Raw genomic sequence first — 15,765 nt, forward strand, 5'->3', positions numbered from 1 at the left:
GATTCACGAGTTCGGGACGGAACGCTATGCAGGTGACCCAAACCCTGGCCGAAGGCCTGAAGCGGGAATTCAAGATCGTGGTACCGGCGTCGGATATCGCCTCGCGCGCCGACGAGCAGCTCGCCGAGCTGAAGAACAAGGTCCGCATCAACGGCTTCCGCCCCGGCAAGGTGCCGGTCGCGCACCTCAAGCGCCTCTATGGCCGCTCGGTGATGGCCGACATCGTCAACAACATGGTCGGCGAGGCGAACAAGAAGATCGTCGACGACAACCACATCAAGCTCGCCATGGAGCCGAAGCTCGACTTCGAGGGCGGCGACGAGGGCGTGACCTCGGTGCTCGACGGCAAGGCCGACTTCGCCTGGACGGTCTCGGTCGAGGTGCTGCCGACCTTCGAGATCGGCGACGTCTCCGGCATCGCCATCGAGAAGCCGGTGGCCAATGTCGAGGACGCCGACGTCCAGGAGCGCCTGGAAGCCCTGGCGCGCCGCAACGTCGCCTATTCCGACAAGAAGGATGGCGCCGCCGCGGTCGAGAAGGATCGCGTCGTCATCGACTTCGTCGGCAAGATCGACGGCGAGCCCTTCGAGGGCGGCACCGGCACCGACATCTCGGTGGATCTCGGCTCGGGCTCGTTCATCCCCGGCTTCGAGGACAAGCTGGTCGGCGTCAAGGCCGGCGAGGAGCGCACGATCGACGTCACCTTCCCGGCCAACTACATGTCGGAGAAGCTGGCCGGCAAGGCCGCGACCTTCGACGTCACTGTGAAGGCCGTGCAGGAGGCGGGTGAGCTCGTGGTCGACGACGAGCTCGCCAAGTCCGTCGGCATGGAATCGCTCGACAAGCTCAAGGGCGTGATCAGCGACGCCGTCGGCCGCGAGTTCGCCGCCGCCTCGCGCCGCAAGGTCAAGCGCCAGCTCCTCGACGCGCTCGACGAGAAGTACACCTTCGATCTGCCCCCGACCCTGCTGGAGCAGGAGTTCAACAATGTCTGGGGCCAGGTCGAGCAGGACATGAAGCGCACCGGCCGCACCTTCGAGGACGAGAAGACCACGGAGGAGGCCGCCAAGGAGGACTATCGCAAGATCGCCGCCCGGCGCGTGCGCCTCGGCCTGGTGCTGGCCGAGATCGGCGAAGCCAACAAGATCCAGGTCGGCGAGGACGAGATCACCCGCGCCGTCGTCGACCGCGCCCGCCAGTTCCCCGGCCAGGAGCAGCAGGTCTGGGAGTTCTACCGCAAGACCCCCCAGGCGCTGGCCGAGCTGCGTGCCCCGATCTTCGAGGACAAGGTGGTCGACTACATCCTGGAGCTGGCCAAGGTCACGGAAAAGCCCGTGTCGAAGGAAGAGCTCCTCAAGGACGACGAGGACGAGGGCGAGGACAAGGCCACCAGTTGAGGCCCGTCCGGTGGATTGTGGCGGCCGCGGCTCCTGCCGCGGCCGTTGCCTTTCGGCACGGCGCGGTCTGTGGCCGCGCGAAACCGCGGCCGGTTGCGGCGAGCGGCCTCTTGCGCGAGGGCCGGCGAACGCCCATTTCGCCTGCTGGGCGGAGGGCGCTGCCTGCTCGCGCTTTCGCCAGGGCGTCCGAGATTGCGCGCGCGAATCGCGCGAAGTCCGTAGTTTCGGGATGTCAGTTTCCCTTGGCCGCTGCGACCCGGTTTACGAGAGCCGGAGAAGACGCGCCATTCGCAGCACCGGAGAGTGATCGATGCGAGATCCTGTCAGCACCTACAACAACTTCCTGATCCCGACGGTTGTGGAGAGCACCAACCGGGGCGAGCGGGCCTGGGATATCTATTCCCGCCTGATGCGCGAGCGCATCATCTTCCTCACCGGCCCCGTCGAGGACAACATGGCGTCGGTTGTGGTGGCGCAGCTCCTCTTCCTCGAGGCCGAGAACCCGAAGAAGGAAGTCGCCATGTACATCAACTCGCCGGGCGGGGTGGTGACGGCGGGGCTTTCGATCTACGACACCATGCAGTTCATCCGCTGCCCGGTCTCGACCCTGTGCGTCGGCCAGGCTGCCTCGATGGGCTCGCTGCTGCTGGCCGCCGGCGCCAAGGACATGCGGTTTGCCCTACCGAACGCGCGGATCATGGTGCACCAGCCTTCCGGCGGCTATCAGGGCCAGGCGACCGACATCCTGATCCACGCCGAGGAGACGCGGCGGGTGAAGCAGCGCCTCAACGAGATCTATGTCCGGCACACGGGCCAGGATATCAAGCGCATCCAGGATGCGCTCGAGCGCGACAACTTCATGGATGCGGAAGGGGCCAAGGAATTCGGCCTGGTCGACCAGGTGGTCGAGAAGCGGCCCGACGATCCCGAGGCGCCCAAGCCTCTGTGAGGGCGCTGCGGATCGATCGAGCCTTGCGCGGCGCGTGTCGGCGGACTTATCGTTAATGATCTGTTGACGGGCGCCGCCCTAGAATCGGGCGGTCGCAGCTGCGACGCTGGAATGCATGTTGGGCGCGTCTGACTGCCGCGTGTCGTTCGACACAGGTTTCACAACGATGATAAGCGCCTTATATGTTGGATACGTGACGCGGAAACTCCGCTCGGATGGAATGCCCGAAAGGGGGATGTGACATGGCCAACAACAAGCCCGGCGATACCAAGAACACGCTCTACTGCTCGTTCTGCGGCAAGAGCCAGCACGAGGTTCGCAAGCTCATCGCTGGCCCTACCGTGTTCATCTGCGATGAATGCGTCGAGCTGTGCATGGACATCATTCGCGAGGAGAACAAGTCCTCGCTGACCCGCACCCGCGACGGCATCCCGACGCCGCGCGAGATCTGCAAGGTTCTGGACGACTATGTCATCGGCCAGTTCCACGCCAAGCGCGTGCTCTCGGTGGCCGTGCACAATCACTACAAGCGCCTCAACCACGCCAGCAAGCATGGCGACGTCGAGCTGGCCAAGTCGAACATCCTGCTGATCGGGCCGACCGGCTCGGGCAAGACGCTGCTGGCCCAGACCATGGCGCGCATCATCGACGTGCCCTTCACCATGGCCGACGCCACGACGCTGACCGAGGCGGGCTATGTCGGCGAGGACGTGGAGAACATCATTCTCAAGCTGCTGCAGGCCGCCGACTACAATGTCGAGCGGGCGCAGCGCGGCATCGTCTACATCGACGAGGTCGACAAGATCAGCCGCAAGTCGGACAATCCCTCCATAACCCGCGACGTGTCGGGCGAGGGCGTGCAGCAGGCGCTTCTGAAGATCATGGAAGGTACGGTGGCGAGCGTTCCCCCGCAGGGCGGGCGCAAGCATCCCCAGCAGGAGTTCCTGCAGGTGGACACCACCAACATCCTGTTCATTTGCGGCGGCGCCTTCTCCGGCCTGGAGAAGATCATCTCTCAGCGCGGCAAGTCGACCTCGATCGGCTTCGGCGCCAAGGTGGCCTCGATCGAGGATCGCCGCACCGGCGAGATCTTCCGCTCGGTCGAGCCGGAGGACCTCCTGAAGTTCGGCCTGATTCCCGAGTTCGTCGGCCGCCTGCCGGTGATCGCCACGCTCGAGGATCTCGACGAGCCGGCGCTGATCAAGATCCTGACCGAGCCCAAGAACGCGCTGGTCAAGCAGTACCAGCGCCTGTTCGAGATGGAGGGCGTCGAGCTTTCCTTCCAGGAGGAGGCCCTGTCCTCGATCGCCAAGAAGGCGATCGAACGCAAGACCGGCGCCCGCGGCCTGCGCTCGATCATGGAGGGCATTCTGCTCGACACCATGTTCGACTTGCCGGGTCTCGACGGCGTCGAGGAGGTGGTGATCTCCAAGGAGGTGGTCGACGGCCAGGCCAAGCCCCTGTCGATCTACTCCGACAAGCAGGAAGTTTCGTCCAGCGCCTGACGCGGCCTGGACGCCGATCCCCGAAAAGCCCCGGTTCGCCGGGGCTTTTTGCTGATATGCCTGTCGGCGCGATTCTCTCCCCGAACCGGAGCCTGCCATGACGGCCGCGCCAGACGCCCTTTCCTCGCTCGACCGAGCCTTCGGCCTTACCGGCAAGGTGGCGCTGGTGACCGGCGGCGCCGGTGGCATCGGCCTGGCGACGGCGAAGGCTCTCGCCATGGCCGGTGCCCAGGTGGTGATCGCCGACCGCGTCGAGGCCGGCGACGCGCTGCTCGAGGCGATTGCCGGCCCCGCGCCGGCCTGGGCCCTGGCCGTCGATGTCACCAGCGAGACGGCCGTGGACGCGGCCGTGGCCCGCATCGCCGAACGGCATGGCCGCCTCGACATCCTGATCAACAATGCCGGCCTTGCCTTGCGCCAGCCGGCCGTGGATCTCGCCCTCGACGCCTGGGACAAGGTCGTGGCCGTCAACATGACCGGCGCCTTCCTGTGCGCCCGGGCGGCGGCGCGACTGATGATCGCCGGCGGCGAGGGGGGCTCGATCGTCAGCACCAGCTCGATCATGGGCCTGTCCGGTGGCGGGCTCTATCCCAACGTCTCCTACCAGGCCACGAAGGGCGCGATCGTCAACATGACGCGGGCGCTGGCGGTCGAATGGGCGCCGCACCGCATCCGCGTCAACGCCGTGGCGCCGACCTATGTGCGCACCCCCTTCATTGCGCCGCTGCTGGCCCAGCCCGAGCTGGTCGCGCGTATCGAGGCGATGACGCCGCTGCATCGCATGGCCGAGCCGGAGGAAGTGGCTGCGGCGATCCTGTTCCTGGCGGGGCCGGGCGCGGCGATGATCACCGGCCACACCCTGCCGGTGGACGGCGGGTTCCTGGCGCAGTAGGGCAGGGCGCGCCGACCACGGGAGCGGCCGGCATTCGCCAGGGATGCTCGACCGGTCCTATCGTATTTCCGACAAAATATCGGCTTACCCGGGGATAGTGTTTGCCTTCACGACCGAACGATACGGCGCGGAGGCTGTCCTACCCCGTCTGGGTGCCCTTGTTCGCTTGCATGGCGCGCGGTCCTCGGGTGTGATGCGCGTGCTCCTCCATGGAATCCGGCGCTTCGTCATGGGACGGTAGGCCTGCCGGAATTTGTCGGGACGGACGACGGATCCAGACGTTTCGCGTCGGACGATCGGTATCGGCTGCCCGGCCGGTCCCTTCGGCCGGATGTCGAAACCGGAGCGTCGGGCCATGACGAAGCGCATGGTGATCATGCTGGCCGTGATCGGCGTGATCCTGGGTGGCATTTTCGGCTTCCAGGCGTTCAAGAATCGGGCGATCGCCACCTATCTCGCCAGCCTCAAGGCGCCCGTCCAGACCGTCTCCGCCATCAGCGTCGACATCACGCCGTGGCAGGACACGCTGACGGCGACCGGCAGCTTCAATGCCGTCCAGGGCGCCAGTCTCTCCGCCCAGGTGCCGGGCATCGTCCAGAAGATCGCCTTCGCCGATGGGCAGGACGTCAAGGCCGGCACGTTGCTGGTCCAGTTGCTCGCCGACCAGCAGGCGGCGACGCTCCAGCAATACCAGGCTGCCGAAACCTATGCCCAGGTCGCCTATGAGCGCGATTCCCGCGTGCTCAAGACGTCGCAGGCGGTCAGCCAGTCGACGGTCGACAGCGACCTCGCCACCCTGAAGGCCGACCAGGCGCAGGTGGTGGCGCAGCAGGCCCTGGTGGAGCAATACTCGATCCGCGCCCCCTTCGACGGCCGGCTCGGGCTGCGCCAGGTCAGCCTCGGCCAGTACCTTGCGCCGGGGACCGGCATCGTCACCCTGCAATCGCTCGATCCGATCCAGATCGACTTCACCCTGCCGCAGAAGGTCCTGGAGCAGGTCAAGGTCGGCCAGGCGGTGACGGCGGCGGTGGACGCCTATGCCGGGCGTCGCTTCGAGGGCACGATCACCGCGATCAGCCCGCTGGTCGACAATCTGAGCCGCAGCCTGACCCTGCGCGCCAACCTGCCGAATCCGGATCGCCTGCTGCTGCCGGGCATGTTCGGCAAGGTGTCGATCACCGTCGGCAGGCCGCGGGACTTCATCACCCTGCCCCAGGCCGCGGTGACCATAAATCCGTATGGCAGCTCGGTCTTCGTCGTCACCGACAAGGGGAAGGGGGCGGACGGCAAGCCGCAGCTGGCCGCCACCCAGACCTTCGTCACCACGGGGCAGACGCGCGGCGACCAGATCGCCGTGACCAAGGGGCTGAGCAAGGGCCAGATGGTCGTCACCTCCGGCCAGCTCAAGCTCAGCAGCGGCACGCCGGTGGCGATCAACAATGCGGTGCAGCCGGCGAACGATCCGAACGCGGCGCCGGCCAATCCGAACTGAGGGGGACCGGGGCAGAGCAGGGATGGCATCGCGATGAACATCACCGACATCTTCATCCGCCGGCCGGTCCTTGCCCTGGTCGTCAGCATGCTGATCGTGGTCATCGGCTACCAGTCGTTCCGCTCGCTGCCGGTGCGCCAATATCCCAAGACCCAGAATGCCGTGGTCACCGTGGCGACGACCTATCCGGGCGCCGATCCGGACGTGATCGCCGGCTTCATCACCACGCCCCTGGAGAACGCCGTCGCCCAGGCCAACGGCATCGACTACATGACCTCGACCAGCACCTCCGGCCAGTCGACGATCACGGTCAACCTGCGCCTCAACTACGACGCCGATGCCGCCATGACCGAGATCAGCGCGCGGGTGACGTCGGTGCTCAACCAACTGCCGACCGGCGCCCAGCAGCCGGTCCTGACCATCTCGATCGGCCAGACCACCGACGCGATGTATTTCGCCTTCCGCAGCGGCGTGCTGGCGGCGAACCAGGTGACCGACTACGTCACGCGCGTGGTGCAGCCGAAGCTGCAGGCGGTGCCGGGCGTGCAGACGGCGGAGATCCTCGGCGGCAAGGTCTTTGCGCTGCGGGCCTGGCTGAACCCGGACAAGCTGGCCGCCTATGGCCTCACGGCGGCCGACGTCCGGCTGGCGCTTGCCGCCAACAACTACATCGCCGGAATCGGCACCACCAAGGGGCAGATGACGCAGACCGTCCTGACCGCCGACACCGACCTGCACACGATCGGTGCTTTCCGCAACCTCGTCGTCCGCGAGGTGAACGGCGTCGCCATCCGGCTGAAGGATGTGGCGACCGTGGCGCTCGGGTCCCAGGATACCGACGCCCAGGTCGGCTATGACGGGAAGACCGGCGTCTTCGTCGGCATCCAGATCGCGCCGACCGCCAACCTGCTCGACGTGATCGACCGGGTGATGACCGTGTTCCCCGGCATCCAGGCGCAGCTGCCGCAAGGGCTGGAAGGCGTGGTGATGTACGACACCAGCATCTTCGTGCGGCAGTCGATCATCGAGGTGGTGAAGAGCCTCGGCGAGGCCCTGGCCATCGTCATCTTCGTCGTCTTCGCTTTCCTCGGCTCGCCCCGCTCGGTCGCCATTCCCGTGGTGGCGATCCCCCTGTCGCTGATCGGCGCCTTCGCGATGATGCTGATCTTCGGCTTCTCCATCAACCTCCTGACCCTGCTGGCCCTGGTGCTGGCGATCGGACTGGTGGTCGACGACGCGATCATCGTGGTCGAGAACGTCAACCGCCACATCGAGGAGGGGGCGGCGCCGATGCCGGCCGCCTTCGCGGCGGCGCGCGAGCTGGTGGGACCCATCCTGGCGATGACCGTGGTGCTGATCGCCGTCTACGTGCCGATCGGCTTCCAGGGCGGGCTGACCGGCGCCCTGTTCACCGAGTTCGCCTTCACCCTGGTCGGCGCGGTCACCGTGTCGATGATCGTCGCGCTGACGCTGACGCCGATGACGTGCTCGCGCATCCTCAAACCGCACCTGGCCGACCGCAGCGGCTGGGAAGAGCGCCTGTCGGACTTCATCGACCGGCGCTTTTCCGAGATCCACCGTCCCTATGTCAGGATGCTGCACGCCAGCCTGGACACCCTGCCGGTGACGCTCGTCTTCGCCGCCATCGTGCTGGGCAGCATCTACTTCCTCTATGCCGGCGCCAAGAGCGAGCTCGCGCCGAGCGAGGACCAGGGCGCGATCTTCGCGCAGGTGACCAATGCCCCCGACGCCACGCTGCAGGAACGGCTGCTCAACTCCGACCAGATCGTCAGGATCTTCGACAGCTACCTCGAGACCCTGCACGCCCTGCAGATCGAGCAGGACACGAACTCCATCGACATCATGGTGCTGAAGCCCTGGGACGACCGGACGCGGACCGCCGCGACCCTGCAGCCGCTGGTCCAGGCCGAGCTCAACGGCATCGCCGGTGCGCAGGCGGCGGCCTTCCAGCTGCCGCCGCTGCCGGGCTCGCGCGGCCTGCCGGTGCAGTTCGCCATCGGCACCACCGGAGACTTCAACCAGCTCGACGAAGTGTCCACCACCTTCCTGCAGGAGGCGCAGAAATCCGGCGTGTTCATCTTCGTGACCAAGGACCTCCATGTCGACAATCCGCAATATGCGATCCGGATCGATCGCGACAAGGCATCGGCGATGGGTCTGTCGATGACCGCTGTCGGCACCGCCCTGGCCTCGATGCTGGGCGGCGGCTATGTCGACTACTTCAGCATGGGCAGCCGGTCCTACCAGGTCATCCCGCAGGTGCGGCAGGTGTCGCGCCAGAACATGGATCAGATCCTCGGCTATCCCATAGCCACCGTGAACGGGGCCCAGATCCCGCTGTTGGCTATCGCCACCGTGCAACTGCAGGCGACGCCGCGCGCCGTTGCGCATTTCCAGCAGCTCAACGCCGCCACCATCTCCGGCGTGCCGGCGCCGGGCGTGTCGACGAGCGAAGCCCTCGATTCGCTGCGCGCGATCGCAGGGCGCATGCTGCCGCAGGGCTATTCGGTCGATTATGGCGGCCAGTCCCGCCAGTTCGTGCAGGAATCGAGCGGCATCCTCACCACCTTCGTGCTGGCCCTGATCATCATCTTCCTGGCGCTGTCGGCCCAGTTCAACAGCTTCCGCGACCCGCTGATCATCCTGGTGTCCGTGCCGATGTCGATCGCCGGAGCCCTCGCCTTCATCAGCCTCGGGGTCGGCGGCGCCACGATGAACATCTACACCCAGGTCGGGCTGGTGACGCTGATGGGACTGATCAGCAAGCACGGCATCCTGATCGTCGAGGTGGCCAACACCCGGCAGGCGGCCGGCAAGTCCAAGCGCGAGGCGATCGAGGCGGCCTGCGGCATCCGGCTGCGGCCCATCCTGATGACCACCGGCGCCATGGTCCTGGGGGTGATTCCCCTGATCCTGGCGACCGGGGCCGGCGCGGCCTCGCGCTTCAACATGGGGCTGGTCATCGCCGCCGGGCTCGCGGTCGGCACGCTCTTCACCCTGTTCGTGGTGCCGGCGGTCTACATGCTCCTCGCCGCCGATCATCATGCGCAGGGCGCCACGGCGCCCAAGGCCGCGGCGGCGGTGCGTTGACGCCGCCGTCGGGCCCGTAATCGGGGCGGCCGAAGCAAATATCACAAAATGCGTGAAAATCCGCATATGGCGGGCGGGTCGCTTGACACCGGCTGCCCCCCTCTCCACCTAATCCCAGACGAAACGACTGCGCCCATGCCGGGGCGGTCGCGAAAACTCGAAAGCCTCCTCGCCGCTTGTGCTATCCTTCCCCGGACGGCCTCGACCGGGGACGGGGCGTCCGTCCGTGCGGCTATCGTAGCGCATGGCGACGCAGGAAAGGACATGACATGACTTCGAACAGACCGCGCCCTTCCGTGCCGCCCGGCACCGTGGACACCTTCCCCGTGCTCCCGCTGCGCGACATCGTGGTCTTCCCGCACATGATCGTGCCGCTGTTCGTCGGCCGGGAAAAGTCCATCCGCGCGCTTGAGGAGGTGATGCGGACCGACCGCCATATCCTGCTGGCGACTCAGCTCAACGCGTCCGAGGACGATCCCTCGACCGATGCGATCTATCGCATCGGCACGCTGGCCTCGGTGCTGCAGCTCCTGAAGCTGCCCGACGGCACGGTGAAGGTGCTGGTGGAAGGCTCCGACCGCGCCCAGGTGCGCGCCTACAATTCCCGCGAGGAGTTCTACGAAGCCGAGGCCGTGGTGCTGGCCGACCAGGGCGCGGATCGCGTCGAGGCCGAGGCGCTCGCCCGCTCCGTCGTCGCCGAGTTCGAGAGCTATGTGAAGCTCAACAAGAAGGTCTCGCCCGAGGTCGTCGCGGCGGTGAACCAGATCGAGGACTATTCCAAGCTCGCCGACACCATCACCTCGCACCTCTCCGTCAAGATTCCCGAGAAGCAGTCGGTCCTGGAGATCCTGGAAGTGCCGGCGCGCCTGGAAAAGGTGCTCGGCCTGATGGAGAGCGAGATCTCGGTCCTGCAGGTGGAGAAGCGCATCCGCTCGCGCGTCAAGCGCCAGATGGAGAAGACCCAGCGCGAGTACTATCTCAACGAGCAGATGAAGGCGATCCAGAAGGAACTGGGCGACGAGGAGGGCAAGGACGAACTCGGCGAGATCGAGCAGCGGATCAAGACGGTCAAGCTGTCGAAGGAGGCGCGCGACAAGGCGCAGGCGGAGCTGAAGAAGCTGCGCCAGATGTCGCCGATGTCGGCCGAGGCGACGGTCGTGCGCAACTATCTCGACTGGATCCTGTCCCTGCCCTGGGGCGACAAGTCGCGCATCAAGAAGGACCTGCCGCACGCGCAGGAGATCCTCGACGCCGACCATTTCGGCCTCGACAAGGTCAAGGAGCGCATCATCGAGTACCTGGCGGTGCAGCAGCGCGCCAACCGCCTGACCGGCCCGATCCTGTGCCTCGTGGGCCCGCCCGGCGTCGGCAAGACCTCGCTCGCCAAGTCGATCGCCAAGGCGACGGGACGCGAATATATCCGCATGTCCCTCGGCGGCGTGCGCGACGAGGCCGAGATCCGCGGCCACCGGCGCACCTATATCGGCTCGATGCCCGGCAAGGTCATCCAGTCCATGCGCAAGGCCAAGAAGCAGAATCCGCTCTTCCTGCTCGACGAGATCGACAAGATGGGCATGGATTTCCGCGGCGATCCGTCGTCGGCCCTGCTGGAGGTGCTGGATCCCGAGCAGAACTCGACGTTCAACGACCATTACCTGGAGATCGACTACGACCTCTCCAACGTGATGTTCGTGACCACGGCGAACACGCTCAACATCCCGCCGGCCCTGCTCGACCGCATGGAGATCATCCGCATCGCCGGCTACACCGAGGACGAGAAGGTCGAGATCGCCCGCCGCCACCTCATCCCGAACGCGGTCAAGAAGCATGGGCTGAAGGGCAAGGAGTTCACCATCGAGGACGGGGCCTTGCTGGCCCTGGTGCGCCGCTACACGCAGGAAGCCGGCGTGCGCAACCTGGAGCGTGAGCTGTCGAACCTGGCGCGCAAGGCGGTCAAGGACATCCTCCTGACCAAGAAGAAGTCGGTGAAGGTGACGGAGACGGTGCTGGCCGACTATCTCGGCGCGCCGAAGTACCGCCACGGCGTCGCCGAACTGGAGGACCAGATCGGCGCGGTGACGGGCCTGGCCTGGACCGAGGTCGGCGGCGTGCTCCTGACGATCGAGGCGGTGCTGATGCCCGGCCGCGGCCGCATGACGGTGACCGGCAACCTGAAGGACGTGATGCGCGAATCGATCTCGGCCGCGGCCTCCTATGTCCGCTCCCGCTCGATCGACTTCGGCATCGAGCCGCCGCTGTTCGACCGGCGCGACGTGCACGTGCATCTGCCGGAGGGCGCCACGCCCAAGGACGGCCCGTCCGCCGGCATCGCCATGGCCACGGCCATCGTCTCGGTGATGACCGGCATCCCGGTGCGCCGCGACATCGCCATGACCGGCGAGGTGACGCTGCGCGGCCGGGTGCTGCCGATCGGCGGCCTCAAGGAGAAGCTGCTGGCGGCGCTGCGCGCCGGCATCAAGACGGTGCTGATCCCCGAGGAGAACGTCAAGGACCTGGCGGAGATCCCGGACAATGTGAAGAACGGGCTCGAGCTCGTGCCCGTCTCGCGCATGGAGGAGGTGCTGTCCCGGGCGCTGACGCGCAAGCCCGAGGCGATCGTCTGGGAAGAGGAGGTGCCGGCCAAGGGCAAGCCGCCGGTCCTCTCGGACGAGGACGGCCCGGGCATGGTGGCGCACTGAACGCCGCTTTTCGATGGAACGAGCGCGGCGGGCTTCGGCCCGCCGCTTTCGTTCCGGCCTGATTCTCTGGTGGTCGAGGCCATATCGGCCTTGCGGAGCGCGTCGGCCGGCCATATTGGATTGCCGGGAGGGCGGTTAGCTCAGTTGGTAGAGCATCTCGTTTACACCGAGAGGGTCGGCGGTTCGAGCCCGTCACCGCCCACCAGATATTTCAATGGGTTATGGATCATCCCTTCAAATCACGGCAACTATAACGGCAACTTTATCCACGGTTACCGCCCATGCGAGCGGCCCGTCCTCGACTGAAAGCCAATCCAACGGCCTTCTGGTGGTCAGGGTGATGATGACCATAGACAGTCTCCAGGATCTTGCGGCTGACACCTGTGAATCCGCTGATTTCGTGGAGGTCCTCGCCCATTCGCATCAGCCACGTTATCGCGGTGTGCCGGAATGTGTGCCGCACCACGCCCTCGGCCTCCGGCCCTAGCACCTCGTCGGCAAGCTTCCTGAAGGCCTTCTTTGGATCTGCCGGTCGCCCCTCGTACTCGACGACATAGCGTGCCCCCATGCGTCGCCATCGACGCATATGGGCGAGCAGGCGAGGGGGGAGGCGAATCGATGGCGCCCGCTTGTTGTCCGGAACGTGTTCGCCCTCCCATGACCGATGGAAGTGCCCGCTTTCTAAGTCGACCCATGGCCTGCCGACCTCCTTCTCGAAGGAAGCTTGCCAGACACGCGCGGCACGCGAGCCGGTGTACAGAGCCGTCAGAATGAATCTGGCCACATGGGTGAGTTGCTTTTTCGACGTCGGCAGCCGCTTGCCCTTGTCAGGTCCGCGATGGCGGGTCTGCGACTCGCGCTTGCGGTGCGCTGCCCATAGGAGCTTGGCGACGGCGTCAGGCTCAAGGAACTTCGAACGGCGAGCCGGAGGAGGGGGCAACGTTACCGTAACGGACGATCTGGTCAGCTTATCGGCCACAGCCAGTCTGACAGCAGCGCGCAGATCCTCCAACTCCCTGCGCGCTGCCGCTTTCGTCGTGCGGGCATTCGCATACTGACCGCATGACAGGCTATCGACGTCGTCGAGGGTGCGCTCGCCCCACCAGTTCAGGAGGAACGTGATTCGCGACGCGAGAGCCTTGGGCTGCTTGACCTCGCGGCCGCGCACCTGAACGTAATGACGCAGCACCTCCGCTATAGTCACATCGCGCGCGTGCCGCTCGCGCTCGACCGGGGCAAGGCTCGCCTTTTCGGCGAGGTACGTCCGCAATCGCTCGTTAGCGCGCTCAATGTCGCCCGCGCCGCAGCCAGTTGCGATTTGGCGTCCGGCGTCGAGGATGACCCAGACCGAGCCGCGATCCTTATCGGAGCGGCGGAGCCAGAGGCGAGCGGGTTGGCGGCGACGCGGCATCGTGCCCTCATGTCCTGAATCGAGCGAAGACTGACGAATTGCTTGCCGGCGATGACCTCGACGGCAAGATTGCCGCGTGCCACCTCGCGGCGCAGGCCATTGAGCGACATTCCCCCGTGGGGGAATGCGATCTGCACCGCGTCCTTGAGACGCATAGGAGCGTCGAGGTCGTGATTGTCGTTCGCGGCTTGCACCGGTGACCTCACTTCAGCCAGTGGTTGTTGTCTTGCCACTCGCTCTCGACTTTGACGATGTGCTGGCCGTGGCGGATAACGCGGCGGCGCGAGCCATCGGGAGTCGAAGTCGGCTCTGGAGTCGGTGTCGGCTCGTGAGTCGAGGCCGACTCCGATTCTACATCTCGATCTCGGATTTCTATCAATTCGGCCACGGCGTCGCGGGAAGCCTCGATCAGTCGAGATGCCACCTCGTCCACGTTCGCGGGCATGAAGCGGAAGCCGATGTCGGACAGCACATCAGACCAGCTCACATCCATGGGGTCCCTGAAATCGGACGGCACGGACATGAACGACTCGCACTCATGCGCATAGGCATCGTCGATGCTCTGCAATTTCTCCAACAGCGCATCTGAGACGTCCTGGAGGGCGAGCTTCTGACATAGCTCAGCCGCCGTCGCGTTGCGAATGTCCTCCGGATGCCGCTCACTCACCCTGTTGCGCCAATCAGCCGTCCTTTGAAGCTCAAAATTGATCTTGCCCACGCTCATAACTCCTACCCTCCAAAAAAACCGACACCAAGGCTTGACAGCCATTGACTGTCGGGCGAATCAGTGGCATATCTCGTAAAAGGAGATATTCGTCCATATTAGAGGCATGCCGTTAACTTGCATAGAGAATCGCGCATTTGTGTTGGCGATTCCGTTGCCGTGTGCTTCGCCTGCTACAGGTGGTCTTCCTCCTCGGCTTCGTGGCCGTCTTCCAACTCCAGCACCGACAGAAGCCGGCTGAAACTGCTACGCGCCCCCACCCGGCGGGATCCGTAACGCCGCCAGCACGTGCTCAAGGCCCGGCGGGCGAGGCTCGGGGTAACCCTCGGCGAGCCGCTCGACCTCGGCCGCCCGCTTTTCCGGGTCGTTCGGCAAGCCGAGGTGGTCGACATCGAGGGCCGCCATCAAGCGCGTGTCGAACTGGGTCAGGCAGGCGCGGAAGTGGCTCATGCGCTCCGACGTCTGGGTCGCGAACTCGTCGAGGGTGCCGACATCAAAGTCGTCAATACCGGACGTGCTGCCATGAGCGGCCAGCGCCAGGATTCGCAGATCTCGGTGCACTAGGAAGGCCATGTCCTTCAGGTCGAGCATTTGCAGCGGAAGCGATTTCAACTCACTCAGCTCGAAGGGCTGCGGGCCTGCGTTAAAGGTCATTGTCCTATTTCTCCAATACCGTGCTTGCAGTGACCAAACGATTGATCGAATCTGACGGGGAGTCAACAGGGAAATTTTAAGGTGATGGCGGATGTTTTATTGTGTATTACATAATCAAATCTTTGATTTCGTAGTACGAAATCAAAGACGAAAATCTAAGACTTCCCATTCCGTAACGCTTTCATGGCCTCGTCGTGCTTGGCCCATTCGGTCGGCCCCGCATTCCCGCTGTGGCCATGGCCAATGTGGGCGAAAAAGTCAGTTAACCGTCCGAATGCGGCCCAGCGCACGATGGCGGCAACGTCGTCGGCGTTGACCGGCTCAGCCTCAAAGCGCGCGACAGCCTCAGCGCGCACTCGAGCTACAAAGTCACTGGAATCGTCGCCATTCAACAGCCAATCGGAGACGGCACCCCTGTATTCCCGAATGAGCGTGTCGGTCGCCGTCGGCGACAGCGTCTCGCTCTGCCGCGTTTTCGCGAGCTTCGCCTTCACCCGCTCCCGGTGGCGTTTTTGACGTTCGGCGTTCGTTAGCACCATGACGTGCTCCTTGTTACGTAACGCGCCATTCATACACGCGTTACGTAACGATGGCAAGTTCATCCCAACACCTCCGCGACCGCCGTCTTTGCCACCACGCGGGCCTCGATTTCATCGATGGTTCTGGTCAGTTCGTCCGCGTTCTCGTCCAGCCGATGGGTGAACGCTTCCGTCATTCGGCTGGCGAGCGCCTGCGCCAACGGTGCTAATATAGAGCCCGCGAGTTCGTTGGCCCTGTGGTTGATATGAGCCGCAGCCTCGATGTAAACATCTCTGCTTTTGCCACTCGTATCAAGACTGTCTGCGATCATGCGAGCATAATCGGTTGCTACAGTCAGAGTTTCGTCAAATATTGATTGAAGATACATAGGAATTCTCCTGAATTATTAAAA

Annotated in this window: 12 protein-coding genes and 1 tRNA gene; 8 read left to right on the plus strand and 5 right to left on the minus strand. The window is 65.0% G+C overall.

The annotated features are described in order from the left end of the window. The first annotated feature begins 26 nt into the window (after positions 1-26). The 8 genes from tig to AC27L4_RS20780 all read left to right on the plus strand — a co-directional run bounded on the left by tig (position 27) and on the right by AC27L4_RS20780 (position 12,250). Positions 27-1,397 carry a trigger factor gene (gene tig, locus AC27L4_RS20745; RefSeq protein ID WP_487144257.1) on the plus strand — a complete coding sequence of 457 codons (1,371 nt, stop codon included), beginning with the start codon at positions 27-29 and terminating at the stop codon, positions 1,395-1,397. A gap of 310 nt (positions 1,398-1,707) precedes the next feature. Beyond that, a complete protein-coding gene (locus tag AC27L4_RS20750) occupies positions 1,708-2,346 on the plus strand; it encodes an ATP-dependent Clp protease proteolytic subunit (RefSeq protein ID WP_487144258.1) in 639 nt (212 codons plus the stop codon). 242 nt (positions 2,347-2,588) lie between these two features. Then, positions 2,589-3,851, plus strand: coding sequence for an ATP-dependent Clp protease ATP-binding subunit ClpX (gene clpX, locus AC27L4_RS20755; RefSeq protein WP_487144259.1), 1,263 nt, complete (start codon positions 2,589-2,591; stop codon positions 3,849-3,851). A 97-nt stretch (positions 3,852-3,948) separates the two neighbouring features. Continuing rightward, positions 3,949-4,743: an SDR family NAD(P)-dependent oxidoreductase gene (locus AC27L4_RS20760; RefSeq protein WP_487144260.1), complete on the plus strand. Its 795-nt coding sequence runs from the start codon at positions 3,949-3,951 to the stop codon at positions 4,741-4,743. A 355-nt stretch (positions 4,744-5,098) separates the two neighbouring features. After that, the gene (locus AC27L4_RS20765) at positions 5,099-6,235 is read left to right on the plus strand and encodes an efflux RND transporter periplasmic adaptor subunit (protein WP_487144261.1); all 1,137 of its coding nucleotides are present in this window, start codon (positions 5,099-5,101) and stop codon (positions 6,233-6,235) included. A 33-nt stretch (positions 6,236-6,268) separates the two neighbouring features. Beyond that, positions 6,269-9,346: an efflux RND transporter permease subunit gene (locus AC27L4_RS20770; RefSeq protein WP_487144262.1), complete on the plus strand. Its 3,078-nt coding sequence runs from the start codon at positions 6,269-6,271 to the stop codon at positions 9,344-9,346. Positions 9,347-9,615: 269 nt separating this feature from the next. Next, positions 9,616-12,045, plus strand: coding sequence for an endopeptidase La (lon, locus tag AC27L4_RS20775; RefSeq protein WP_487144263.1), 2,430 nt, complete (start codon positions 9,616-9,618; stop codon positions 12,043-12,045). 129 nt (positions 12,046-12,174) lie between these two features. Continuing rightward, positions 12,175-12,250, plus strand: a tRNA-Val gene (locus AC27L4_RS20780). 57 nt (positions 12,251-12,307) lie between these two features. On the opposite strand, the gene AC27L4_RS20785 is transcribed toward AC27L4_RS20780, so the two are convergent. The 5 genes from AC27L4_RS20785 to AC27L4_RS20805 all read right to left on the minus strand — a co-directional run bounded on the left by AC27L4_RS20785 (position 12,308) and on the right by AC27L4_RS20805 (position 15,741). Beyond that, entirely contained in the window at positions 12,308-13,456 is a 1,149-nt protein-coding gene (locus AC27L4_RS20785) for an integrase (RefSeq protein ID WP_487144264.1), read from the minus strand. 202 nt (positions 13,457-13,658) lie between these two features. Then, positions 13,659-14,174 (minus strand): hypothetical protein, encoded by a 516-nt coding sequence (locus AC27L4_RS20790; RefSeq protein WP_487144265.1) that lies wholly within the window; start codon positions 14,172-14,174, stop codon positions 13,659-13,661. Positions 14,175-14,426: 252 nt separating this feature from the next. Then, on the minus strand, positions 14,427-14,834 hold the full coding sequence (locus AC27L4_RS20795) for a hypothetical protein (RefSeq protein ID WP_487144266.1): 408 nt from the start codon (positions 14,832-14,834) through the stop codon (positions 14,427-14,429). 155 nt (positions 14,835-14,989) lie between these two features. Next, a complete protein-coding gene (locus tag AC27L4_RS20800) occupies positions 14,990-15,373 on the minus strand; it encodes a hypothetical protein (RefSeq protein ID WP_487144267.1) in 384 nt (127 codons plus the stop codon). Between the two features lie 59 nt (positions 15,374-15,432). Beyond that, entirely contained in the window at positions 15,433-15,741 is a 309-nt protein-coding gene (locus AC27L4_RS20805) for a hypothetical protein (protein WP_487144268.1), read from the minus strand. Positions 15,742-15,765 lie beyond the last annotated feature (24 nt).

The organism is Labrys sp. Lb11 (assembly GCF_057554225.1).